This is a genomic window from Sinomicrobium weinanense (genome assembly GCF_018863395.1).
Classification (GTDB): Bacteria; Bacteroidota; Bacteroidia; order Flavobacteriales; family Flavobacteriaceae; genus Sinomicrobium; species Sinomicrobium weinanense.
This window is the reverse complement of the sequence record NZ_JAHKRR010000007.1, coordinates 34841-59735: the sequence shown is the minus strand read 5'-3', so window position 1 is coordinate 59735 and position 24895 is coordinate 34841. Positions and strand designations below refer to the sequence as shown.

The following is a 24895-nucleotide window of genomic DNA, read 5'->3' as shown; positions in this document are numbered from 1 at the left end:
TTCTATAAATGGCAAAGAATTTTTTATGAAAAACAATGCTTTTTTGCCCTGCTAACATCCGTTATTCCCGGAATACACTGAAATCGAAATGATTATCTCCGTTCCGGGATTCGGTGTTATTTGGGTTTGGTGAGCATGCGTTTTATTTCGTTCAGCTTCATCAGGGCTTCCACCGGGGTAAGGGTGTCGATATCCGTGTGGAGGATTTCCTCCTTAATATCTTCGAGCAGGGGATCGTCCAGGTTAAAAAAGCTCAACTGCATATCGTCCCGGGCGGATCTGAGGCTGTCCGAGAGTTCGTCTGCCGAATGCGACTTTTCCAGTTTTTTCAGGATCTTGTTGGCTTTCTGGATCACCTGTTGGGGCATGCCTGCCATTTTGGCCACATGGATACCGAAACTGTGCTCACTGCCGCCGGGGACCAGTTTTCTCAAAAACAATACCTTGTCTTTCAACTCCTTTACCGAAACGTTATAGTTCTTTATACGGGTAAAGGTCTCGGTCATTTCGTTGAGTTCGTGATAGTGGGTGGCAAAGAGCGTTTTTGCCCGTGCCGGATGCTCGTGCAGGTATTCCGAAATGGCCCAGGCTATGGAAATACCGTCGTAGGTGCTGGTGCCCCGGCCTATCTCATCGAGCAGTACCAAGCTTCGCTCCGAAATGTTGTTCAGGATGGAGGCGGTTTCGTTCATTTCCACCATAAAAGTGGATTCGCCCATAGAAATATTGTCGCTGGCTCCCACACGGGTAAAGATCTTGTCTACGATCCCGGTGCGGGCTTCGTCTGCCGGGACAAAACTTCCCATCTGCGCGAGAAGGACGATCAGTGCCGTTTGCCGTAGTATGGCCGATTTACCACTCATGTTGGGGCCGGTGATCATAATTAGCTGTTGCGCATCCCGGTCCAGGAAAATATCATTGGCAATGTAGGCCTCGCCTAGGGGCAGTTGTTTTTCGATGACCGGGTGCCGTCCGTTTTTTATTTCCAGTTCAAAAGAGTCGTCTATCTGTGGGCGTGTATAATTATTTTCCCTGGCGAGCTGTGCAAAACCGCTCAGGCAATCGAGTTGGGCCACCAGTGTGGCATTGGCCTGTACCGGGGAAATGAATTGCTTCATCCATTCCACCAGTTGTGCGAAGAGTTGTTGCTCCAGTTGCAGTATCTTTTCTTCGGCTCCCAGTATTTTGGCTTCGTACTCTTTCAGTTCCTCGGTGATATAGCGCTCTGCATTGACCAAGGTCTGCTTCCGGGTCCATTCGGCCGGGACCTTGTTTTTGTGTGCGTTGCGGACTTCGATATAATATCCGAAGACGTTGTTGGAATCGATTTTCAGGGAGGGGATACCTGTTCGCTGCGATTCCCGTTCCAGCATCTGGTCCAGGTAATCTTTTCCTGAAAAAGCCAGGTTGCGCAGTTCGTCCAGTTCTTTGGAAAACCCTGTGGCTATGGCATTGCCTTTCTGGATATTTACCGGGGCCTCTTCGTGAAGCGTCTCCCTGATCTTTGAGCGCAGCGTATCGCAAAGGTGAAGTTGCTCTCCTATATTTTTCAGGGCCGCTTCATCACTGCCGGATGCCAGTGACTTTATAGGAACGATAGCCTCTAGCGAGTTTTTTAGCTGTATGACCTCCCGGGGATTGATCTTCCCGGTAGCCACTTTGGAAATAAGCCGTTCAATATCTCCGATCTGTTTAATGTGTTCCTGGGTCTTTTGCAGTACAGGTTCTTCCCGGAGGAAATAGCTGACCACCCCGTGGCGCTTTTTTATTTTTTCCCCGTTCTTCAGCGGAAGGGCCAGCCAGCGCTTCAGCATGCGGCCGCCCATGGGAGAGATGGTCTTGTCTATGACATCGATCAGCGTAACTGCATTGGCTGCCGTAGAATGGTATAATTCCAGGTTACGGATGGTAAAACGGTCCATCCATACGTATTCGTTTTCCGCAATACGGTTTACGGAAGTGATGTGCTGTAATTGGTTGTGCTGGGTCTCCGAGAGATAGTGCAGGGCCGCGCCGGAGGCGATGATGCCTTCGCTCAGGTGGTCTATCCCGAAGCCTTTCAGGGTGTTGGTCTTAAAATGATTGGTCAGGGTCTCCTGGGCAAAGTCTTCCTGGTAGATCCAGTCCTCTGTAAAAAAGGTATGCAGGTCATTGCCAAAAGTGGTCAGGAAATCCTGCTTGTTTTTCTTGGAGATCAGGATTTCGCTGGGGTTGAAGTTCCGCAGGAGCTTGTCTGCATATTCCGCATTTCCCTGTGAGGTCAGGAATTCCCCGGTGGAAATGTCGAGGAAGGCAATTCCGAACTGTTTTTTACCAAAGTGCAGGGCACAGAGAAAATTATTGGTCTTGGCATTGAGGATATCGTCGTTCAGGGCCACCCCCGGAGTAATAAGTTCGGTAACCCCCCGCTTCACGATCTTTTTGGTGAGCTTGGGGTCTTCGAGCTGATCACAGATGGCTACGCGCTCGCCGGCCTTTACCAGCTTGGGCAGGTAGGTGTTGAGGGAATGGTGCGGAAACCCGGCCAGCTCGGTACGGTCGCCGCCGTTGTTCCGGTGAGTAAGTACAATACCGAGTATCTTCGCAGTCTTTACGGCATCTTCGCCAAAGGTCTCGTAAAAATCCCCCACACGGAACAAGAGCAAGGCATCCGGATACCTGGCCTTGATCTGGTTGTACTGCTTCATTAAGGGCGTTTCCTTCTTGCTTTTTGTAGATGCCAAAGTCGTATATGGTTTAATGTTCAAAGTTCAAAGTTTAAGGTTGCAGGTTTTTGGTTCCTGAGCCCTTCGGTTAAACTCAGGATAAACTAAAGCCGAAGGACAAGTTCCAGGTTAGGGGCGAGGCAGGGAAACAATTTCTCAACCCCGAATACCCTCTCACATTCTCACATTCTCACATTCTCCTGTCACCTTAACAAGGGCGAATTTATGAATAATTTTATCCGTTTGAAATTTTTGTGCACAGGAAAAGATACAAGATTCCGGACTTTGAATTGGATCGTAAAAGTTTAATTTTGTTCCTTGCAGTAAAGTACAAAACAGAACAGGATGCGAAAACTGAAGAACAACGAACTGGGAAGGTTGCAGGTAGAGGAGTTCAGGAAAGTGGAGAAAACCCCTTTGATCATTGTGTTGGACAATATCCGGAGCCTGAACAACATCGGTTCGGTATTCCGTACGGCAGATGCCTTTCTGGTCGAAAAGATATACCTGTGCGGCATTACGGCTACTCCTCCCCATAAGGATATTCACAAAACAGCTCTTGGGGCGACAGAAAGTGTGGACTGGGAATATGTAAAAGATACTCACGCCCTGATAAAGGAATTAAAAGAAAAAGGGGTCGTCACCGTAGCCATAGAACAGGCTGAAAATGCGGAGATGCTCAACGATTTCAGGGTGGAGACCGATAGAAAATACGCCCTTATCTTTGGCAATGAGGTCAAAGGAGTGGCCCAGGAAGTCGTATCGGACTGCGATACGGTCGTGGAGATACCCCAGTACGGCACCAAGCACTCGCTGAACATTTCCGTAAGCGCCGGGGTAGTGGTGTGGGACTTTTTTAACAAGATGCAAACAGCAAAAAAATGACAGACAACGGGCCGGTTTTTGACAAGACTTTTGAAGGCGAGGACTTTTCAGCAAAGGGTCTGCCCGGAAGAGAATACGATAACTGTACATTCATCCGTTGTAGTTTTGCAAGAGCAAACCTGTCAGGGACCGATTTTTTCGAGTGTGATTTTCTTCATTGCGACCTCAGTATGACAAAAACCGTAAACACAGGTTTTCGGGATGTTAAATTTAAGGACTGTAAACTCCTGGGGATCCCTTTCGACCGTTGTAACGATATTTTACTCGCTTTCCGTTTTGAAAATTGCAGCCTTGATTTTTCGTCATTCCACCAATTAAAGTTAAAAGCGATCCGCTTTAAGGATTGCAAGCTGGAAGGTGTGGATCTCACGATGTGTGACCTCAGTGATTCGGTTTTTGAAAACTGCGACCTCACCGGGACGGTCTTTGAAAATACGATATTGGAAAATGCCGATTTCAGGACCGCCTTTAACTTCTCCATCGATCCCGAAATAAACCGTCTCCGGAAAGCGAAGTTCTCCCTGCAAGGTGCATCCGGCCTGCTGGGAAAATACGGGCTTGTCCTGGAATAAATATAAAAGGAGGAGCCTTATACATTTCAATCTCGTTCAATCTTACGGCGTAGCCGGATCAATCTTCCATCAGTCTTCCAGGTACCTTATTTTCCCCCGGTATAGGCCTCACTGTATTTCGACCATATCTCGTAGATGGGATCCCCTTTCGAGCTCTTGCCGCTGTGGTGCCATTTGCCGTCTTTCACTTCGTAGTTGAACCCCAGTGATGCGCCTACCCGGTTGTTATCACGCGAGAAAAAGGTGATATTTTCAGTGTATTTACCATTTTCCGCTGTATAGGTTCCGCCTCCTGTACCGTGGAATTCCTTGGTTGCAGAGTTGAACGCCACCCATTGAAACCTTCCGCCGCTGAGTATTTTAATGGTCCTGCGGTCTCCCGGTGTCATTTGGTGTACTTCACCTTCGGGATTGGCCCTTCCGGTAATGACCCAGTTTCCTGTAAGGTCGTTCTTTTGGTTAGGGATACGGGCCCATGTTTCGGTATCTCCGTTGTCTTTCCGCTTTATGGTCATGTGATCACCGTTGATATCCGCAGCATACGCCAGTTTTTTGCCGATCCTGTCCGGGTTTGAGGTGTAGAAATCCGGGATCTCCGCATAGTGGTTCCCCTCCAGGTGATATTCCCCTCCGCCGGTATCTGTAAATTCGTTGCCCTCCAGCCGTTTACCGCCAAAGGCAAAATACCCGTCCTGGTATATTTTAATGTATTCCGTGTCCTGTACCTCCGTACCGTTTTTGTGGGTTAGTTTCCATGCACCTTCCACATCCTGTGCAGTTGTGGTGGCAAAGAAAAAAAGAGAAAACAGTAAAATCCATGTATGTCTCATAATTCCAGATATTTGGGATGATGTATAAAGATACGTGTTTTTCAGTCATCACGAAAAAAGCAACCTGTTAAACTCGTGAAGAATACCCTATATTTGTCAGAGAAAATCAAAACGGATGACCCCTTTGGAAATCAGAAAAGTAACCGTAACCCGGTACATCACACCCCTGCGGGAAGGCGGTTCCCTGCCTGCGGTGGCCGATGCCGACGACGGTTTTAAATATGTGGTGAAGTTCAAGGGTGCCGGACATGGTGTCAAGGCGTTGATCGCGGAACTGCTCGGGGGTGCAATAGCGAAGAAACTGGGACTGAAGATCCCGGAACTCGTATATGCCGAACTCGACGAAGCCTTTGGCCGAACCGAAGGGGACGAAGAGATCCAGGACCTGCTCCGGGCCAGCCAGGGGCTGAATCTGGGGATGCATTTCCTTTCCGGGGCCATCAATTTCGACCCGGTAGCCGTAGATGTGAACGAGGAACTCGCCTCTGAAATAGTGTGGCTGGATGCTTATATTACCAATATAGACCGGACGTTCCGGAACACCAATATGCTCTATTGGAACAAGGAAGTGTGGCTTATCGATAACGGGGCCTCATTCTATTTTCACCACTCCTGGAATAATTGGGAAAAGCAGGCCAAAACCCCATTCAGTTATATTAAAGATCACGTACTGTTGCCACAGGCCGATATGCTGGATGAAGCGGACCGTTCGTTCCGGGAGATCCTGACGGATGAGGTGTTGAAAGAGATCGTAAGCCTTATTCCCGATGAATGGCTGAACTGGGAACAGGTAAACGAAACACCGGATCAGCTCAGGCAGGTCTATTTTAATTTTCTGACTACACGCCTGGCCAATTCCGAAATCTTTTTAAACGAAGCGAAGCATGCGAGAGAAACTGTTGTATGAATATGCGGTGATAAGGCTGGTGCCCCGGGTAGAACGTGAGGAATTCCTCAATGTGGGGGTTGTTCTTTTTTGTAAAGAAACCGCTTTCCTGCAAACCCTGTACCATATCGATGAAGAAAAGCTGAAGGCTTTTGGTTGTGAAACAGACAGGGAACAGCTGAAAGAAAACCTGGCATCCTTTGATAAGATAAGCCGTGGCTGTGAAGACGGCGGGCCTATAGCCCGGCTCGACCTCCCTTCCCGTTTCCGGTGGCTTACGGCGGTACGGAGCTCTGTGATACAAACGTCAAGGCCGCATCCCGGTTTTAGTTCCGATCCTGAAGAAACCCTTCAAAAGCTGTTCCGGGAACTGGTGCTGTGACCTGAAGATACCGGGTAAAAAAAATTGAATTAGATTGATGGGGATTGATTTTTAAACGATTCGGTTTGAGTTCAGGACAAACTGAAGTCGGGAGACAATCTTCTTCAACCGTTTAGACAGTTTCGAAATAATAAAGCATAAAAAAAGGGATTCAATTGCTTGAATCCCGGGGGTTGGATTATGAAAAAAGTTAGTTAGTTAGCGTTATTAACGTCACTAATTTAAAGGAACCTTTTTAAACTACACAGGAAAAAGTTAAAAAAATTATAATTGCTGCACTTCGTCCTTAAAACCGTGTATTTTATCGATAATCGTTTCGTAGTCGTTCTTGTTTTGAACGAAATCCAGGTCTGAAATATCCAGGATAAATACGTTTTGATACTGGTGCGTTTTGATAAAATCGAAATACCCCTTGTTGATCTTTTCCAGATAATCATACGGGATATCCTGTTCGTATTTTCTCCCCCTCTTTTTGATATTCTGCAGTAGTTTTTCCGTATTTTGATAGAGGTAAATGTAAATATCGGGTTTTATCACCTCCTTGTACACAATGTCGAACAGTTTCCGGTAGAGCCGGAACTCATCTTCTCCCAGGGTAACTTTGGCAAATATCAGCGATTTGAATATATCGTAATCGCTCACCATAAAATTCTTAAAGAGGTCCGGTTGGGAAGTATCGTCGGTAAACTGCTGATAGCGGTCGGCCAGGAAAGACATTTCCAGCGAAAAGGCATACCTGCTCTGGTCTTTATAGAATTTTGGCAGAAAAGGATTGTCTGCAAAGCGTTCCAGGATCAGTTTACCGTTGAAATCTTCCGCTATTTTGGTGGCCAAAGTCGTTTTTCCCGAACCGATATTGCCTTCTATGGCAATATAATTGAGGGAAGAAAAAGGATTTTCTCTTTGGGTCTGCAGCTTGTGGCCGGTGACGGAAATATCACTGTTGTCCGCGCACTCCTCCAGGAGCTGGGTAACGGTTTTTTGCAGTTCCGGGTGAACTTTACCGGGAGCTATGTCCGAAAGCGGTTGCAATACAAATCTCCGGTTGGGTATCCGGGGATGCGGGACCATTAGTTCGTCCGATTTTATGATTTCGTCTTCATAGAACAAAATGTCGATGTCAACGGTCCGGGGCTGATATCCTTTTTCTTCGGTCCTGACCCTGCCGAGAGATTTTTCTGTTTCCAGGATATGGTAGAGCAGATCGAGCGGCTCAAAGGTGGTCTCTGTCGCAATACATGCATTGAGAAAATCGTCGCCCGTAAATCCCCATGCAGGGGTTTGATATACCTTCGAACAGGACACCACTTTCAGGCGGTTGTCTTTCTCCAGGCGGCTTATGGCGTTTTGTAGGTTTTGTATTTTGTTTCCGAGATTGCTCCCTATGGACAGATATGCGCGTTTCATTGTGCAAAATAAATAAAACAAACTCAATAAATCTAATCCCTCGGCTGCGCTCGGGAACCGGGAAGTGAAATTAAAGATTGTCCTTCGGCTTAAGTTTATCCTGAGTACTTCGATATTTCGACATGCTCAGTATAGTATTTACCGAAGGGCCCAGGGACCGAATAAATCAAAAATCACCCTTCGGCTTCGCTCAGGGGCCGAATAAATCAAAAATCACCCTTCGGCTTCGCTCAGGGACCGAATAAATCAAAAATCAAAAATCGTAAATCGTAAATCGAAAAGATTATCTTTGTGGATCATTGTGGAAATGTAGTATAACAGTGAGCTTTTTACCCGCAATTAATATAGTTTAAGGAATGAAGTTTTTAAGAAATTTACTGGCATCCATTCTGGGGTGCCTCGTCGCTTTCGGTGTCTTGTTTTTTATGCTGCTTATTTTTGTAGCGCTGGCCGGCAGTCAGGAGAAAACCATAACCGTATCCAGCAATTCGATCCTGGAAATAAGGATTGACGAACCGCTCAAGGACTATGGCGGAAGATTTGATTTTACCGATTTCGGGATAAAATTTGAAAAATATGACGGCCTGAACCATATACTGGAGGCCATAAAAAAGGCAAAGACCGACGACAATATCAAAGGGATAAGCATCAGGAGCAATTACCTTCCCGCAGGTATGGCCCAGGTCAGGGCGATAAGGGAGGCTATACAGGACTTTAAGACATCCGGAAAATTCGTGTATGCCTACGGGGACTTTTATTCACAAAAGAATTACTACCTGGCTTCCGTTGCGGATTCGGTCTTTGTAAATCCCGTGGGAGATATAGACTTTAAGGGGCTCGCTTCAGAAGTGTTGTTCTTTAAGGACCTGCAGGAAAAATCGGGAGTAAAGTTCGAGGTGATACGCCACGGCAAATACAAAAGTGCCGTAGAGCCTTTTCTGGACAATAAAATGAGCCCTGAGAACAGGGAGCAGATCTCGGAACTGCTACATTCGGTATGGGGCACCATGCTGGAGGATATTGCCGCGAACAGGGGCGTACAGGCCGATGCCCTCAATGTCATCGCAGACAACCTGGAGGCCAGGACCCCTCCAAAAGCACTGGAAGCCCGGCTGGTGGACCGGATAGCCTATGTTGACGAATACGAAACCTCCCTGAAAAAAGCCGGCGGCCTGGCAGAAGATGAAGAATTAAAGTATATCAGAACCGAGGAATATGCAGAGCACGTGGCCAGGAAGAATAAAAAGGCGGGGAAAAACCGCATAGCTGTGATCTATGCCGAAGGGGATATCGTCTATGGAGAAGGGAATAAGGACTATGTAGGGCAAGGCATTATCACCAAAGCCCTGAAAGAAGCCAGGGAAGACGATAAGGTCAGGGCTATTGTGCTCCGTATCAACTCACCCGGTGGAAGTGCACTGGCTTCCGATATTATCTGGAGGGAAGTGGAGATCACCAAAAAAGAAAAACCCGTGGTCGTTTCTATGGGCAACCTGGCAGCTTCAGGCGGGTATTACATCGCTGCCGGGGCCGACAGAATATTTGCCGAACCCAATACCATCACCGGGTCTATCGGGGTCTTTGGCATGCTGCCCAATTTTAAACAGCTCGCTGACCGCTGGGGTATTAATGCAGAACAGGTAGTGACCAATAAACAGGCGCAGGGATATAGCGTCTTTGAACCTTTGTCCGATGAATACCGGGAAGTGACCAAAGAAGGGATAGAAAACATTTACAATACATTTATAGGCCATGTTGCCAAAGGCCGGGAGATGGACGTGGATGAAGTCGACAGTATAGCCCAGGGCCGGGTATGGAGCGGCCGGGAAGCACTCGAGATCGGCCTTGTCGATGAAATAGGGGGGCTCGGAGATGCAGTAAAATATGCTGCCGAAACTGTCGGAGCAAAAGAATATACCGTGGAGAATTATCCTGTATACACTACGAGCATGGACGAGATCGTAGACAAGTTCATCGGGGTTTCCGTAAGGCAGAGTAAAGAGCATATGCTCAAAGAAGAAATAGGCGAGGAAGCCTACCGGATATTGCAAAAAATAAAAGTATTGTCACAACAAAAAGGGGTCCAGGCCAGGCTTCCGTTTGAGTTGATCGTCCGGTAAACGGGTGTGCGGGTATTCGGGTTTCCGGTTAGAAAGAACTCCGGAACTCCAGCCTTCGACGGATAAGGCCTAACTCATTATCAAATTACCACATGATCAGAATTTAATGCAGAAACAGAAAGCCGCATACCAGTTATACTTATATCTCGCCGCATTGTTTATCACCTCCCTGGTGGTTTCTAACCTTATTTTTCAGAAGTTCTTTTATTGGTATCCTTTCGGAGAGATTACTGTTTTCGGCGAAAGGATCTTTGAGATCTCCGTAGGAATATTGCCCTATCCCGTCACTTTTCTGATCACCGACCTGATCTCCGAGGTTTTCGGGAAGAAAAAAGCGAACCAGGTCGTTACCGCAGGGATCTTCGCTTCTTTCTTTTCCCTCCTTATCATTTACGTTTCTGCGGCAGCACCTGCTACCGATTGGTCTCCCATAGGAGACGAGCTCTTCCGCACGGTTTTCGGCCGTACGGTGCTGGCCGTGCTGGCTTCCATGCTGGCCTATCTGGCAGCTCAGTATATCGATATACATATCTATCACTTCTGGAAGAACTATACCAAAGGCAGACATCTGTGGCTCCGGAATAATTTTTCTACCTTTTTCTCCCAGTTCATAGACATGATGACCGTGCTGTTATTGCTGTGTTCTTTTGAGATCATCCCATGGGAGCGTTTTACCGGCTTGCTGATAGGAGGAGTCCTTTTTAAAATGTTAATAGCCTTGCTCGATACACCGTTTTTATATTTTTTTGTATACCTTATCCGAAAGCGGTTTCACCTGGAAAAAGGAGAAGAGATCCAATTGCCGTAACCATACGTATCTATGTATAGTAAGGTGCCAAAAAGTAATGGGTTTGTAAGATTGAACAAAGATTGAATCCCGGTAGCCCGGGAGATTGATTTGAAGCATTTCAATCTCATTCAATCTTAGAGCGTAGCCGGATCAATCTCCAGTCAATCTTTTAACTTTGTCAGCCCGAAAAAATACGCAGGTATGGCAAAACGTTAATAAAAAAAGTCAATAAAGCAATGAAAGTCAAAAAAGGAATAAAAATAGCGGGAATAACCCTCGGAATGATCATCGTCTTATTGGCGGTAACACCGCTGTTGTTCAAGGACAAGATAACCGCTTTGGTCAAAGAAAGTATCAATGAAAATGTAAATGCCAAAGTGGATTTTGCCGATGTGGATATCAGCCTCCTGTCGGGATTTCCGAAGGCAAAAGTATCCCTGAACGAGATCTCGGTCATAAACAGGGCCCCTTTTGAAGGTGATACCCTTTTTTATGCCGATAAAGTATCTGTGAAAATGGGGATCAGTGAACTCTTCAAGGGCAGCGGCATGGAAATAAGCAGTTTTGCTGTTAACAAGGCCAATGTCAATGTTCTGGTAAACAGTGAAGGACAAGCCAATTACGATATCGCCAAAGAAAGCGAAGAGACCGGGGAAACCGGGGCAGAGGAAGCGGAAGGCGAAGATTTCAGCTTTTCCGTACAGCATTATGAGATCACGGACAGTCGTATCTCCTATCTCGACGAAGAAGGCAAGATGCAATTTGTACTGGAAGAACTCAACCACTCCGGCAGCGGGGACCTTTCCCTGAACAAATCAGAGCTGGAGACCCAGACCGATGCGCTGGTATCTTTTGTGATGGACAGTACCGCTTATGTAAAGCGGAATAAGGTCAGCCTGGATGCAGTGCTCGGTATAGACCTGGAGAACAACCGTTATACTTTCCTGGACAATACACTGCTGTTTAACCAGCTTCCCCTGGTGTTTGACGGGTATGTACAGATCAATGAAAACAACCAGGAAGTGGATGTTACCTTCAACACTCCTTCTTCCGATTTCAGGAATTTCCTGGCCGTGATCCCGGAAGCGTATGCCAGTGATATTGAGAATGTAGAGACCACAGGTAATTTTGAGGTAAAAGGAAAAGTAAACGGAATTATAGACGATACGCATATCCCGGCCTTTGACATAAAAATTCGTTCCGACAATGCCTCCTTCAAATATCCCGACCTGCCCAAATCGGTGAGCGATATCAGACTGGCGACTGAACTGGTAAACAAGACAGGCCTGGCCAAAGACACTTATGTAGAAATCGAAAAACTGTCTTTCCGCATAGATCAGGATGTCTTTAATGCCCGGGCACGGCTTAACAATGTTACCGAAAACATGCACGTCAATGCAAGGGTAGACGGAAAGCTCAACCTGGCCAACCTGTCACAGGCATATCCTTTTCCGATGGAAGAGGAGCTCAGCGGTATCCTCGTAGCCGATATTACCACGGCTTTTGACATGGCCTCCATAGAAAACAAAAAATACGGAAACACTAAAAATTCCGGAACGCTGGACCTCACCGGGTTTACCTATGCGTCGGAAGAAATGGCCAACCCTGTAAGCATTAGCAAGGCCAATGTTACCTTTAATCCCACCAAAGTAAACCTTAACAAGTTTGAAGCGAAAACCGGGCAGACCGACCTGAACGCATCCGGTACGATAAACAACCTTATGGGCTTTATGTTTAACAAGGAAAATATAGAAGGGAATTTTAACCTGTCGTCCAATACCTTTGCCCTTAATGACTTTATGGTAGATGATGCGGAGGAAGGAGAAAGTATCGCAGAGGACAAAGAAGGAGGAGAAGGAGAAAAGAGCAGCGGAGGGGCCGGAGAAAAAATAAAAATACCTTCGTTCCTGGATTGTACAGTCAATGCCTCGGCCAATACGGTGATCTATGATAACCTGAAACTGAAGAACGTAAAGGGTATCCTGATCATCAAAGACGAAACAGCGACCCTCAAGGACCTGAGATCGGATGTATTCAACGGGCAGCTCGCCATTAACGGAGATGTATCTACCAAAGAGGAAACCCCTACCTTTAAGATGAACATGGACATTCAGAATTTTGATATAGCTGAGTCTTTTAAGGGGCTGGATATGCTGAAAGCGCTGACACCCATTGCCGGGATATTACAGGGTAAGCTCAATACAGATCTCTCCCTTTCCGGAAACCTGAAAGACGACCTTACCCCGGTATTGTTGTCCGTTACCGGGAATGCTCTTGCCGAAGTGCTCACTTCGGGGATAGATTCCAAAAATTCTAAGCTCCTCAGCGGGCTGGCCGGGAATCTCAATTTTCTGGATACCGATAAACTGGATCTCAAAGATATCAAGGCAGCCCTGTCTTTTGAGGACGGAAAGGTCAATGTAAAACCTTTTCATATCAAATACCAGGACATAGACATCGAAGTGGCCGGAAGTCACGGTTTTGACAAGACTCTCGGTTATACTGCTACTTTTAATGTACCTGCCAAATACCTGGGCAAGGAAGCCAACAATCTTCTGGCACAGCTCAATGAGCAGGAACAGGAAGAGATGACCGTCCCGGTAAAGGCGACGATAGGAGGGACCTATACGAATCCGTCCGTCTCCACCGATATGAAATCGGCCGTAGCGGGCCTTACACAGCAGCTGGTAGCCAAACAAAAAGACAAGCTGGTTGGTAAAGGCAAGGATGCGCTGGGAAATCTTCTCGGCAGCGGAAAAAATAAAGATACGACTGCAACAGATACCACAAAAACAAAGAAACAGGAAGCCGTAAAAGAAGCAGCCAAAGATGTTTTGCAGGGACTTTTCGGGAAAAAGAAAAAAGACACGACGAATTAAAATATAAAGTACTAAGTACAAAGTATTAAGTACCAAGTATAAAGTTTGGAACATGAAGGTTTTAAAATATTTCTGATCTTGTGCTTGGTACTTAATACTTGATACTTAATACTCTGTACTCTGTACTCTCCTAATCGTATTTCCTTTTGATAAACCACAAATCCTCCAGGCTGACGTTCAGGGTAATAAAATGATAGTTCTCTTTAACGAGAATATTGGATAACTGCCCTTTCTGTCCGTAGGAATAGGAAATGTTAAGCATGGAATGTGTATTGGGATTTATGGGGAGCCCCAGTCCGGCTGTAATGGCATATCCGCCTACCTTTTTGTTATTGATGGAAAGGTAGCCATTGTTTGCGGTAAAACCGGCCCGGTAACGGATGCGGTCGGTGTATTCCAGCCCCCGGGCATCTTTGAGGTATTCCACCCCTATGCCAAAAATATCCTGGTCCTTGTATTTGCCGATATTATCCGTCTGCTCCGTGGCACTCCAGAAATTTCTCCTGTAATCGGCATTTACGGAAAAACCTTTGAAAGGGGAAAAATAAATACCGATGCCTGCTTCTGTGGGGAGCTTAAAATCGGGAACATCGTCCCCTTCCTGGTCCTCTACAATAACACTGGCCCCGTCCAGCGTCTTGGTTACTGTCCTGTCCATGTTTCCCTGTAAGGATACCGGAAATTGCACCGTGGCCCCTGCGGAAAAGTTTTTTGTTATATCGTACTGCAAGCCGAGGCCGGGGCGAAAACCGTTGTAAAAAGTATCTTCGTTCATCTCAAAGTAACTGCTGCCGATGGAAAAGAACTCATTTTCCTCAATGCTCCCGAACAGATAGGAAGCACTGACCCCGAGCCTGATCTTATCGGAGAGCCGGTAACCGTAATTGATCCTTAGGGCATTAAGCCCTCCCACCCCGGTGATGGTGCTTTTAAACTGCTCGTCAGAACCTTCGATATTGGAGGAGACGCCGAGCAGGGTATATCCCACATTGGTATACGGAATAAGGGTAAGCCCTATACCGGACCTTTTGGAAAGGGAAAAAGCAAAAGCGAGATTCGAAAAGTTAAAGCTCCATTTACTTTCGTCACTTATCTTGTTCGAATAGTGATTGTATTCTGATTGAAACCCCACATCAAAAAGAAATGATTTGTCAAAAACGGAAGCATATGATGCGGGGTTCTGGTTGTTTATTTCAGTATTTCCCGGCAGGGCAATACCGCTCCTGCCCAGGGCGTTAGACTTCCCGAGGCTTAGCTGGTTGGTTGTCCCCAGTCCGTACATGGAATAGGGCGATCCGGTAAGCCCTTCGGATTGCGCGTTTGCGGATAGACCGAACCACAGGGAAAAGCAAACGGGAAATAGTAGTTTCTTCATAAAAATGGTATTGTTTTGACGCTCTTGGCTTATCTAACTCATATTGTTTTAGGTCTTAGCGTTCTGTTTTATACAGAACTAATCATCATCTTCGTCATAAACGGCATAAGTAACTTCCAGGGTGGCCCTGTAATCTGCATTGTTCTCCCCGTTGAGTACCATGCGGTCCACGGTAGAACTGTATTCGGAAGGGAGAAGGACCAGGGCGCTCCGGTCTTCCCGCGTGGCTGTGAAAAGACGCTCTATATAAGTACCCAGGGGAACTTCAAAATACAATTTGCCGAACTCCTGGTTTTCCCTGTTCAGTACTGCCTTTAGTGCCAGGGGAGTCGATGGGTCCATATTTGTGAGCTGTTCGGTAATATCGTTGTTCTGATCTACCAGGTAAAGGTTAAGGGTGTCCTTTAGGGGCAGGTTTTTGTCGTAATACCAATTTGTAGGCTTTATCTTCAGGGTGGCATTGAGTACTGTTCCCGTCCCTTCAATGTCGTAAAGGGTTTTTACGGAAGGGAACCGTATTCTTGTTGTGATCCCGGTTCCCGATTGAATATAGGTTCTGTGGCCGGTTTCTGTACTGGGTAGCACTACTTTTTTATCAGTAAGTGCATGGAACGGTGTTTCACTGTCTTCGGCCGCAATGCGGTTAAAAAAAGTAGGCGGACTGCTTTCGGTAGTGATGGCAAAGTCCAGGTGTTGCACGGTGGGCTCCTCCGTTTCGTGAGTAGAATAGTATACCCTGAGAAAACTCTGGTCCGGTGATGTGGTATAGCCTACGACCGCTCCGTTGTCATGGTCTCCCGGTTGCAGGGTAAATCCTTTGAAGTATTCCCGTAGCTGGTCGTTTGTGGTGATGTTCTTTTGCTGGATACGTTCAAACAGTTCCCGGCCAAAATCGTCGTTGAGCTCTATTTCCACGGAATCCGTGCCTCCGAGTGGCCTGGGAATGAAAGAAAGCTGCCCGAGGCTTTCCGTTTCATGGGCGATGGACTGGGTGTTGTAGAAAGAATCTCCATCGACGGGTTTGACCCGGGAGGTCAGCCTTTTAACGTGAATGGAAGAGGTGCGCAGGGTGTCGTTGTAGTAATACTGGTCATACCCGAGGAACAGGGAAATACTGTCGTAAACCCCGTTATTGTCCACATTATAGCTGTCCGGGAGCAATTCAAAATAACTCGATGCAGTGGTTTTTCCGAATACAGTGTCCATATACTGCCCCACCAGTATCCTTGTGGCACCGGAAGTGATGAGACTGTCGAATTTAATTGTGGACATTTCCACGGTAAGCGTATCTATGGACAATACACGTACATTACTATCGGTAAAATCTTCACCGGCTTCAAAATCGGTGTCGTAAAGATTGTCGCCACAAGCCCCTGTGAGTAATAACAGACAGGGAAATAACAGGTATCGCATGTCATTTGGTTTTGGGCAAAAATATGGGGATGCTAACGTTGGAAAAATGAAAATCGACGATCTCCGGCCGTACCTATACCAATACCGCCTATTGATCTATTAGTTCCGCTTATGGGGTTTGGTCTGTAAAATCTACCTTTTTGTATAGGAATACAACAGGTTTATCTATTCTGTTTTTGCCTGGCGTACCCCCTGTTTAGATTTGTGTAAAAGTTGGGGCCCAAACATAATTTTAAACCATATATCAAATGAAAAGAACTACAAAAAGAGATTTGTATTTTGTCTTGTATAGTATCCTGTTGCTGTTTTTCCCGCTCTTTCTGGCGAGCTGTTCCGGCAGCGATGACGATGAAGATATGGGGAACTGGATGGTCCGTTCGGTATTTGACGGGAAACCGAGAAGCAGTTCTGCCTATTTCTCCATCGGAAATAAGGGATATACCGGAACGGGGTATGACGGTGAGGACTATCGTGCAGACTTCTGGGAATACGATATGGAAGGGGATTACTGGGTGCAGAAAGCGGACTTTCCGGGTACGGCCAGAAGTGCTGCCGTAGCTTTTGCGATAGACGGAAAAGGCTATCTGGGCTCCGGGTATGACGGAGTTGACGAACTCGGCGATTTCTATGCCTATAACCCTACGGGCAACAGTTGGGCGGCCATTGCCGATTTTCCGGAAAACCCGAGAAGGGAGGCCGTGGCCTTTTCGGCCAACGGTTATGGTTACTTTGGCACGGGTACCGACGGGGACAATGACAGAAAAGATTTCTGGAAGTACGACCCTTCTGCCGATACCTGGACAGAATTGTTCGGTTTTGGCGGAGACAAGAGAAGAGGGGCTGTCAGCTTTACGATCGATGGGAAGGTGTATATGGGGACAGGAGTGTCTAACGGGGTTTATGTGAAAGATTTCTGGGTTTTTGATCCCGAAACAGAAGGCTGGAGCAAACTTCTCAACCTGGATGAAGAGGACGATTACAGTATAGTGAGGAGTAATGCGGTAGGCTTTTCCGTCGGTAGCTATGGCTATATAGCCTGTGGTACGGCTTCAGGGGCACTGACTTCGGTTTGGGAATATGACCCGGCCCGTGATGCCTGGGAACGAAAAACCGCTTTTGAAGGCACTTCACGGGAGAATCCGGTGGTCTTTTCCAACGGTTCGAAGGCCTTTGTAGGACTGGGGCGTTCCGGAAACCTGTACCTCGACGATATGAAAGAGTTCTTTCCCTGGGAAGAATATGACGAAGATGATTGATCCGTATATTGCTAGGTTAATGAAATGAGAAAGCATGAGAAAGAGCATTTTAATACCAGGGATTATCCTGGCGATCGGTATTGCGGGAATGGTCTTGTTATACCCCGGAAAAAAAGAGGGGATCACCGTAGAAGTTTATGAAGTCCCGGGAGGTTACGGCTATCTGGTAAAAAATGATAGCAAGGTACTTATCCGCCAGGATATGATCCCTTCCATACAGCAAATATCCCCTTTCTGTTCTTATGATGATGCAAAGGCGGTAGCTGCTCTCGTCAAACGGAAAATGCTTAGAAATGAACACCCTGCAATTACTAAGGAAGAGTTAAAAGCGCTTCACGTACAGATAAAATGCTTAGATTTAGCTGAATAAAAGGGAAAATGGGCGTCGCTATCTTAAACAGAAAAGTGCTGAAAGAAATAGCCATGCATATTAGTATATGGCTGTTTTTCTTTATGGTACTCAATTACCAGGTGTATTCCGAAATAAGATATATCCCCAAGGAAATATTGTATCGATCGCTTTACAGGACCTTACTGAATATAGGGCTGTTCTATTTCAATTATGCATTCCTGGTGCCCAGGTTCCTGCTAAAGAAGAAATTGCCGAAATATGTGTTGATCTCTTTGGTGATCATTGTTTTCAGCACCTTTATCATCCGGCTAGATTCCCCGCCTCCGGGAGCGGTAGTGGTGTCTGCCACACCCGCAATGATAAAAAACGACTCGTTGGCTCCGGAAGTTACTGTTCCGATGGAAACAGATTCCATATATGCCCGTACCCATAAAGGAGAAGACATAATGCCGGGGCCACCCTTTATGATAAGGCGCAGGTTTTTAAGGCACGGAGCGGAAAATGTGGAAATACAGATCCCTCCGGAATTTAATACCTGGAAGATGCGTTTTATCATGTCTCTGAGAGCTGCGGGTGTGTTAGGGATGTACTTTGTTATAGGAGCGGCGATAAAGATCTATATGGAATGGAAAAGGGGAGAGGCTATCCGGAACCAGGTGCAGTCCGAAAAGATCACTTCAGAACTGCAATTCCTGAAAGCGCAGCTAAACCCGCATTTCCTGTTCAATTCGCTCAACAGTATATACTCCCTGTCGGTAAAGAAATCCAACGACACTCCGGAAGCTGTTATCACGCTTTCAGACCTTATGCGGTATATGCTGTATGAAGCTAACCGGGAATATGTTCCCCTGGCCAGAGAATTGGAATATATCAAGAACTATATAAAACTGCAGCGTTTGCGATTGTCCAATGGCGAGCAGGTAACACTTAATATCTACGGGGATGAAAAAGATAAGAAGATACAGCCCCTGTTGTTTATTTCATTTATAGAAAACGCGTTCAAATACGGCACCGATTATACCGGAAAAACCGTGGTGAGGACTGTGATTACCATAAAAGAAGACTCCATCCATTTCTATATAAAAAATATTATCGGGAGGCATAAAAAGGACAGTGAAAGTTCCGGGGTAGGCCTGCAAAACATCAAAAACAGGCTCGAACTGCTGTATCCGGATTCCCATAAACTGGATATAGAGGATGATGGGGAACATTTTACGGTGAGCCTGACTTTAAAATTTACCGGCCATGAAACGGCCGAAAGTATAAGTTTTCATGCCGGGTAAAATGATCACCGGGCACTCCATCCCGATGATACGGGGATAAGTACTGACCTGATTCTAACGATAAAAAAGAATGAATGAAATGTGTAATTATCGACGACGAACCCCTGGCCATTGATGTGCTCAAGGGGTATTGCGAAAAAATACAGTTTCTGGAGGTCGTGGGGACCTACACCAATGCCCTCGATGCCATTGCTGTGATCAAGGAAAAGGAGGTGGACCTGATCTTTTCTGATATAGAAATGCCACAGATCAGCGGCATAGAATTTATTCATTCCATGGACAACAGGCCGCTTTTTATTTTTACTACGGCATATGCCCAGTATGCCATAGAAGGATTTGAGCTCAACGCCGTGGATTACCTGGTAAAACCCATACCGTATCACCGTTTTGTAAAAGCAGTGGTCCGGGCCAAAGAACTGATGAGTTATAAAGAAAAAAACATGGAAATGAAACTACACATATCGCCTTCCGGAGGAATACTGGATACACAGTCGGGATATATCTTTGTCAAAGCCGATTACGAAAACGTAAGGATCAACATAGATGATATTACCTATGTTCAGGGGCTGAAGGATTACCTTAAAATTCATATAACCGGCACCAATAAACCCATACTCACCCTCCTGAGTTTTAAGGATTTTATGGAAAAAGTGCCGGAAGGGCAGTTTTTACGTGTTCACAAGTCGTTCGTTATCAATATAGGGTATATAAAATCTATCCAGAAAAACAAGGTGGTTATAGAAGATATCCGCATCCCAATCGGGGAGAGCTATAAAGCAGAGTTTATGGAACGATTGGGGCTTTAGGATTTACGATGTTTCGACACTTCGGCAAGCTCAGTGCAGGCGGGTTCAGTACAAGTTTTTGATTTATTAACAACTCTTGTTGCCAAGCATCTGGTAATTTTCTCTCCCCTCTGGGGGAGATGCCGCGGTTGCTGAGCATAGCCGAAGTAAAGGCAGAGGGGTATTCACACTTCCGAAGCCGATACTCAGTTAACAGCCAGGTTAACCACATACCCTTCACTTCCCCTTACATTAAACACGGTATTGTCTTCGAAAATGAGGTATTGCCCTTTTATTCCTTTCAGGACTCCACTGTATTCAGGGGTTTTGTCCAGGTTAAGGCTCTTTACCTTTTTCGGGTATTGCAGTACGGGATATTCGAGGTCATAGATCTTTTGATTGGTATCCAGGTAATAGGGTTTTACTTCTTCGGGGATAAAATCGTCCAGTTGGTCTTTTTCAGCGACAAGGTCGGCCTCTATAAGCTCATTGGTGAGCATTTTACGCCAGTTGGTCTTGTCGGTCATATGCTCTTTCAGGGCTACTTCAGTGATCCCGGCAAGGTAGCGGTTGGGAACCTCCACCACTTCTATGGCCTGGTGTGCTCCCTGGTCTATCCACCGTGTGGGAACCTGGGCTTTACGGGTAACTCCGACCTTTACATCACTTGAAAGGGCCAGGTACACGATGTGCGGCTGTAATTGCATTTCCTTTTCAAAGGCCAAGTCCCGGTCTTCCTCATCCAGGTGTGCTTTGCTCAATTCGGGACGGATGATCCATTCTCCGGCAGATGCTGTTTCAAAAAAGCAGCTTTTGCAGAACCCCTGCCGGTAAATGGGCTTGTCGAGATGGCAGTTAAGGCACTCGTAAGAAACAAAAGACAGTTTGATCTCCCGGTCCAGGAGCTGGTTCATATGGATAAAATCATTCCTGAACACCAGGTAATAATTGATAGGAGCGGTATATTCCGTCTTCATTTTTATAAGGGCACCTTGGTACATGGTCTAAAGTTTTTTAGTATTTTTATTGCCAACCAATTTAGAATAAGGACTGTAAAAATACACAAAAAATGCCGATTCCGCTGTTTAATTCCATAGCTTCCTGGTGGCTGAAAAAACGGTTTTACCAAATGGAACTTTTCCTGAAATACCCGGAAGAGGTCCAGGTAGAACTGTTAAATCAACTGCTCATTACTGCCAGGAACACGGATATAGGTAAGAAATACGGGTTTGAGGGCATGACCAACTACGAACGTTTTAAGGAGAATGTCCCTATAAGCAAGTACGAGGACATAGAACCTTACATAGAACGTTCCAGGAGGGGGGAACCCAATGTGTTCTGGCCTACCCCCATAAAATGGTTTGCCAAGAGCAGTGGTACTACCAATGCCAAGAGCAAGTTTATCCCCGTGAGCACGGAATCCCTGGAAGATTGCCATTTCAAGGCCGGAAAGGATATGTTATCGTTGTATTTTAACAATAACGAAGACTCCAAACTCTTTACAGGCAAGAGCCTGAGGCTTGGAGGAAGCAAATCCCTGTACGAGGACAACAACACTTTTTTTGGTGACCTGTCTGCAATCATTATCGATAACCTTCCGTTCTGGGCCGAAATGAGCAGTACGCCCAGCAACAGGATCTCCCTGATGGACGAATGGGAGACCAAGCTGGAAGCGATTATCAATGAAACGATAGAGGAAAATGTTACCAGCCTGGCCGGGGTACCTTCCTGGATGCTGGTCTTGCTTAACCGGGTACTGGAAAAGACAGGTAAGGAAAACCTGTTTGAAGTGTGGGACAATCTCGAGGTGTATTTTCACGGTGGTGTGAATTTCAATCCCTATCGCGACCAGTATAAAAGACTGTTTCCGAGGGACAGCTTCAAATATTACGAAATATACAACGCTTCGGAAGGTTTCTTTGCTATCCAGGACCGGAATAATTCTGACGAGCTGCTGCTGATGCTGGATTATGGTATATTCTACGAGTTTATCCCGATGGATACCTTCGGGACAGACCGTCAGGAGGTCGTGCCCTTGTGGGGAGTGGAGACCGGTAAGAACTATGCCATCGTTATCACGACCAATGCCGGATTGTGGAGATATCTTATAGGAGATACGGTGCGGTTTACCAGTACTTCACCCTACCGGATCAAGGTAACCGGGCGTACAAAGCATTTTATCAATGTCTTCGGAGAGGAGCTTATCATAGAAAACACGGAGGAGGCCCTTAAAAAGGCGTGTGAGGAATCCGGTTGTGAGATCGTAGACTATACCGTGGCTCCGATATTTATGAACGGAAAGGAAAAAGGAGGGCACGAATGGCTCATCGAATTTCGCAAACATCCTGAAAATATAGACCATTTTATAAAACTGCTGGACGAAGGATTGAAGTCGCTGAATTCAGATTACGAAGCCAAGCGATACAACAATATGACACTCAATATGCCCAGGATAAATATCGCCCGGAAGGGGCTGTTCTACGACTGGCTCAAGACCTATAACAAGCTGGGCGGGCAGCATAAGGTGCCACGGCTGTCTAACCAAAGGAATTACCTGGAGGAAATGCTGGGGATGAATGGTGCATGGTCTCAGCCTGCTTCGGAAGGGGACAGTATTAACGTTTAGGGTGTAGAGGGAAAGAAAAATAAGAGGCGGCCTTTTAAAAAATTTGAAAAACCGTCATTCTGAACTTGTTTCAGAATCCCATCCTGCTGATCTGACCATTGAGATGAGACCCTGAAACAAGTTCAGGGTGACGAAAATATTTTTTAAAAGGCCGCCTCTTCTTATATATGTTGAAAGTTTAAGTGCTTAAGAAGCTGCTTTTAATTTGCTTACCTTCGCTTTTGCCAGTTTTTCCCTGACGTATTCGCGGTCTACTTCCAATGTTTTTTCATCGGAACTGGGTAGGTCGAACATGGCATCGGTAAGGATGGTTTCGCAAAGCGATCGCAGTCCTCTGGCCCCGAGTTTGTATTCCATGGCCTTCTCCACGATAAAATCCAGAGCATTGTCTGTGATATCCAGGGTAATATCGTCCATGTCAAAGAGCTTGCTGTATTGCTTTATGATAGCATTCTTCGGCTCGGTGAGAATGGCCCTCAGTACCTCGGCATCCAGCGGATTCATGTGGGTGAGCACGGGCAGCCTTCCGATGATCTCGGGGATGAGCCCGAACTCTTTAAGGTCTTTCGGTATGATATACTGAAGCAGGTTTTCTTCATCGATGACCTCCTCTTCCCTGGAAGCGTTATATCCAATGGCTTGCATATTGAGGCGCTTGGTAATGACTTTTTCAATACCGTCAAACGCACCTCCTGCGATGAACAGGATGTTCTCCGTATTCACTTCGATGAACTTCTGGTCCGGGTGTTTTCTTCCTCCCTTGGGCGGAACGTTCACAGTGGTTCCTTCCAGCAGTTTTAACAATGCCTGCTGCACACCTTCTCCGGAGACGTCCCTGGTGATGGAAGGATTGTCGCTTTTCCGGGCGATCTTGTCGATCTCATCGATAAAGACAATGCCTCTTTCTGCTTTTTCGAGATTGTAATCGGCGGCCTGTAACAGGCGGGTGAGGATGCTTTCCACATCTTCTCCCACATATCCGGCCTCGGTAAGTACCGTAGCATCTACAATGGCCAGGGGCACATTGAGCATTTTGGCGATCGTTCTGGCCATCAGGGTCTTTCCGGTACCTGTTTGCCCTACCATGATGATATTGCTCTTCTGGATCTCAATATCGTCTTTGGTAACGGGTTGCAGCAGCCTTTTGTAATGGTTATAGACCGCGACGGACATTACCTTTTTGGTAACATCCTGCCCTATGATATACTGATCCAGAAAGGATTTGATCTCATGGGGTTTTTTCAGTATCAACTCGGCAGAGAGTTCTTCCGTCTGGGATTGCTTGATCTCTTCCAGTACAATGCTATGGGCCTGTTCTATACACCTGTCGCATATATGCGCATCCAGACCGGCGATCAGTAAATTGGTCTCCGGTTTTTTCCTTCCGCAAAACGAGCATTCTAATTCTTCTTTTGCCATAATAATGTAGTTTGTGGTATCAGGTTGCAGGTTACAAGTTGCAGGTTGTATTTTTAACCTTTAACTTGTAACCTATAACCTACAACTTGCAACCTTTAACTTCTTACCAATATTTCATCGATCATGCCGTATTCTTTGGCTTCCTCGGCTTTCATCCAGTAATCCCTGTCACTGTCCTCGTTGACTTTTTTGTAAGGTTGTCCGGAATGACTGGCGATGATCTTGTACAGTTCATCTTTGAGTTTCAGGATCTCCCTGGCCGTGATCTCTATGTCACTGGCCTGTCCCTGTGCACCTCCGAGGGGCTGGTGGATCATCACCCTGGAGTGGGTAAGGCCGCTTCTTTTTCCTTTTTCTCCGGCACAGAGCAATACGGCAGCCATGGAGGCGGCCATGCCTGTACAGATCGTGGCTACATCGGGTTTTATGAACTGCATAGTATCGTAGATACCCAACCCGGCATAAACACTTCCTCCGGGAGAATTGATGTATATTTCAATGTCTTTGGAAGAATCTACACTGGAAAGGAACAATAACTGTGCCTGGATAATGTTGGCGATCTGATCGTCTACCGGTGTGCCGAGGAATATGATCCGGTCCATCATAAGGCGGGAAAAGACATCCATGGCCACGGCGTTCATCTGGCGCTCTTCGATGATATTCGGCGTCATACCTACCGGAGGAGCCATCCGGCTTACGATCTTGTCGTAATACATGCTGTTCACTCCGTGGTGTTGTATGGCGTATTTTTTAAATTCCTTGTTGTAATCCATAGTCGTTTTGTTTTTTATATAATAAGGCGTTAAATCCGTACAATTTAACGCCTTAAATATAGTTATTTTATTTGTCTTTCCGGACTTTGATGATCGGTGTTCGGTATTCGGTAATCCGTTGTCGGTGATCGGCATTTGTTACTGATCACCGACTACC

Annotated in this window: 20 protein-coding genes; 12 read left to right on the top strand and 8 right to left on the bottom strand. The window is 46.2% G+C overall.

All coding sequences use genetic code 11. The features are described 5' to 3' along the window. Positions 1 to 116 precede the first annotated feature (116 nt). A complete protein-coding gene (gene mutS / locus KN811_RS17090) occupies positions 117 to 2687 on the bottom strand; it encodes a DNA mismatch repair protein MutS (protein ID WP_187964188.1) in 2571 nt (856 codons plus the stop codon). Positions 2688 to 3050: 363 nt separating this feature from the next. Here mutS and KN811_RS17085 point away from each other — a divergent pair, with 363 nt between their 5' ends. Both KN811_RS17085 and KN811_RS17080 read left to right on the top strand, forming a co-directional pair. Further along, positions 3051 to 3590: an RNA methyltransferase gene (locus KN811_RS17085; RefSeq protein ID WP_187964158.1), complete on the top strand. Its 540-nt coding sequence runs from the start codon at positions 3051 to 3053 to the stop codon at positions 3588 to 3590. Then, positions 3587 to 4162 carry a pentapeptide repeat-containing protein gene (locus KN811_RS17080; protein WP_187964159.1) on the top strand — a complete coding sequence of 192 codons (576 nt, stop codon included), beginning with the start codon at positions 3587 to 3589 and terminating at the stop codon, positions 4160 to 4162. Before KN811_RS17085 ends, KN811_RS17080 begins: the two co-directional genes overlap by 4 nt. An 86-nt stretch (positions 4163 to 4248) precedes the next feature. Here KN811_RS17080 and KN811_RS17075 read toward each other — a convergent pair whose 3' ends face one another. Continuing rightward, entirely contained in the window at positions 4249 to 4992 is a 744-nt protein-coding gene (locus KN811_RS17075; RefSeq protein ID WP_187964160.1) for a hypothetical protein, read from the bottom strand. A gap of 124 nt (positions 4993 to 5116) precedes the next feature. Between KN811_RS17075 and KN811_RS17070 the strand changes: the two genes are divergently transcribed. Together KN811_RS17070 and KN811_RS17065 are read left to right on the top strand one after the other, a co-directional pair. Next, positions 5117 to 5899 (top strand): HipA family kinase, encoded by a 783-nt coding sequence (locus KN811_RS17070; RefSeq protein WP_425596710.1) that lies wholly within the window; start codon positions 5117 to 5119, stop codon positions 5897 to 5899. Then, positions 5877 to 6260: a DUF3037 domain-containing protein gene (locus KN811_RS17065; RefSeq protein ID WP_187964162.1), complete on the top strand. Its 384-nt coding sequence runs from the start codon at positions 5877 to 5879 to the stop codon at positions 6258 to 6260. The genes KN811_RS17070 and KN811_RS17065 overlap by 23 nt, the downstream gene beginning before the upstream one ends. 264 nt (positions 6261 to 6524) lie before the next feature. On the opposite strand, the gene folK is transcribed toward KN811_RS17065, so the two are convergent. Further along, a complete protein-coding gene (folK, locus tag KN811_RS17060) occupies positions 6525 to 7667 on the bottom strand; it encodes a 2-amino-4-hydroxy-6-hydroxymethyldihydropteridine diphosphokinase (RefSeq protein WP_187964163.1) in 1143 nt (380 codons plus the stop codon). Between the two features lie 356 nt (positions 7668 to 8023). Here folK and sppA point away from each other — a divergent pair, with 356 nt between their 5' ends. From sppA to KN811_RS17045, 3 genes are all read left to right on the top strand, one after another. After that, entirely contained in the window at positions 8024 to 9787 is a 1764-nt protein-coding gene (gene sppA / locus KN811_RS17055) for a signal peptide peptidase SppA (protein ID WP_187964164.1), read from the top strand. A 106-nt stretch (positions 9788 to 9893) separates the two neighbouring features. Next, positions 9894 to 10595, top strand: coding sequence for a queuosine precursor transporter (locus KN811_RS17050; RefSeq protein ID WP_187964165.1), 702 nt, complete (start codon positions 9894 to 9896; stop codon positions 10593 to 10595). 218 nt (positions 10596 to 10813) lie between these two features. Beyond that, positions 10814 to 13456: an AsmA-like C-terminal region-containing protein gene (locus KN811_RS17045; RefSeq protein WP_187964166.1), complete on the top strand. Its 2643-nt coding sequence runs from the start codon at positions 10814 to 10816 to the stop codon at positions 13454 to 13456. Positions 13457 to 13586: 130 nt separating this feature from the next. Here the strand turns inward: KN811_RS17045 and bamG are convergent, their stop codons facing one another. Beyond that, complete coding sequence (bamG, locus tag KN811_RS17040; protein ID WP_187964167.1) at positions 13587 to 14831, bottom strand: BamG family beta-barrel-assembly machinery protein; 1245 nt, start codon at positions 14829 to 14831, stop codon at positions 13587 to 13589. Positions 14832 to 14909: 78 nt separating this feature from the next. Continuing rightward, entirely contained in the window at positions 14910 to 16244 is a 1335-nt protein-coding gene (locus KN811_RS17035) for a DUF4270 family protein (protein ID WP_187964168.1), read from the bottom strand. A gap of 248 nt (positions 16245 to 16492) precedes the next feature. On the opposite strand from KN811_RS17035, the gene KN811_RS17030 reads away from it, so the two are divergent. From KN811_RS17030 to KN811_RS17015, 4 genes are all read left to right on the top strand, one after another. Further along, complete coding sequence (locus tag KN811_RS17030; protein WP_247716536.1) at positions 16493 to 17500, top strand: Kelch repeat-containing protein; 1008 nt, start codon at positions 16493 to 16495, stop codon at positions 17498 to 17500. Positions 17501 to 17534: 34 nt separating this feature from the next. Next, complete coding sequence (locus KN811_RS17025) at positions 17535 to 17870, top strand: DUF4907 domain-containing protein (RefSeq protein ID WP_187964169.1); 336 nt, start codon at positions 17535 to 17537, stop codon at positions 17868 to 17870. An 8-nt stretch (positions 17871 to 17878) separates the two neighbouring features. After that, a complete protein-coding gene (locus tag KN811_RS17020; RefSeq protein ID WP_247716535.1) occupies positions 17879 to 19135 on the top strand; it encodes a sensor histidine kinase in 1257 nt (418 codons plus the stop codon). Positions 19136 to 19209: 74 nt separating this feature from the next. After that, complete coding sequence (locus tag KN811_RS17015) at positions 19210 to 19941, top strand: LytR/AlgR family response regulator transcription factor (protein WP_187964170.1); 732 nt, start codon at positions 19210 to 19212, stop codon at positions 19939 to 19941. A gap of 185 nt (positions 19942 to 20126) precedes the next feature. On the opposite strand, the gene KN811_RS17010 is transcribed toward KN811_RS17015, so the two are convergent. Next, positions 20127 to 20921 carry a DUF2797 domain-containing protein gene (locus KN811_RS17010; RefSeq protein WP_187964171.1) on the bottom strand — a complete coding sequence of 265 codons (795 nt, stop codon included), beginning with the start codon at positions 20919 to 20921 and terminating at the stop codon, positions 20127 to 20129. 68 nt (positions 20922 to 20989) lie between these two features. Here KN811_RS17010 and KN811_RS17005 point away from each other — a divergent pair, with 68 nt between their 5' ends. Then, positions 20990 to 22546 carry a GH3 auxin-responsive promoter family protein gene (locus KN811_RS17005; RefSeq protein WP_187964172.1) on the top strand — a complete coding sequence of 519 codons (1557 nt, stop codon included), beginning with the start codon at positions 20990 to 20992 and terminating at the stop codon, positions 22544 to 22546. A 186-nt stretch (positions 22547 to 22732) separates the two neighbouring features. Here the strand turns inward: KN811_RS17005 and clpX are convergent, their stop codons facing one another. After that, positions 22733 to 23965 (bottom strand): ATP-dependent Clp protease ATP-binding subunit ClpX, encoded by a 1233-nt coding sequence (clpX, locus tag KN811_RS17000; RefSeq protein WP_187964173.1) that lies wholly within the window; start codon positions 23963 to 23965, stop codon positions 22733 to 22735. A gap of 95 nt (positions 23966 to 24060) precedes the next feature. Then, on the bottom strand, positions 24061 to 24738 hold the full coding sequence (gene clpP / locus KN811_RS16995; RefSeq protein WP_187964174.1) for an ATP-dependent Clp endopeptidase proteolytic subunit ClpP: 678 nt from the start codon (positions 24736 to 24738) through the stop codon (positions 24061 to 24063). Between the last annotated feature and the right edge of the window lie 157 nt (positions 24739 to 24895).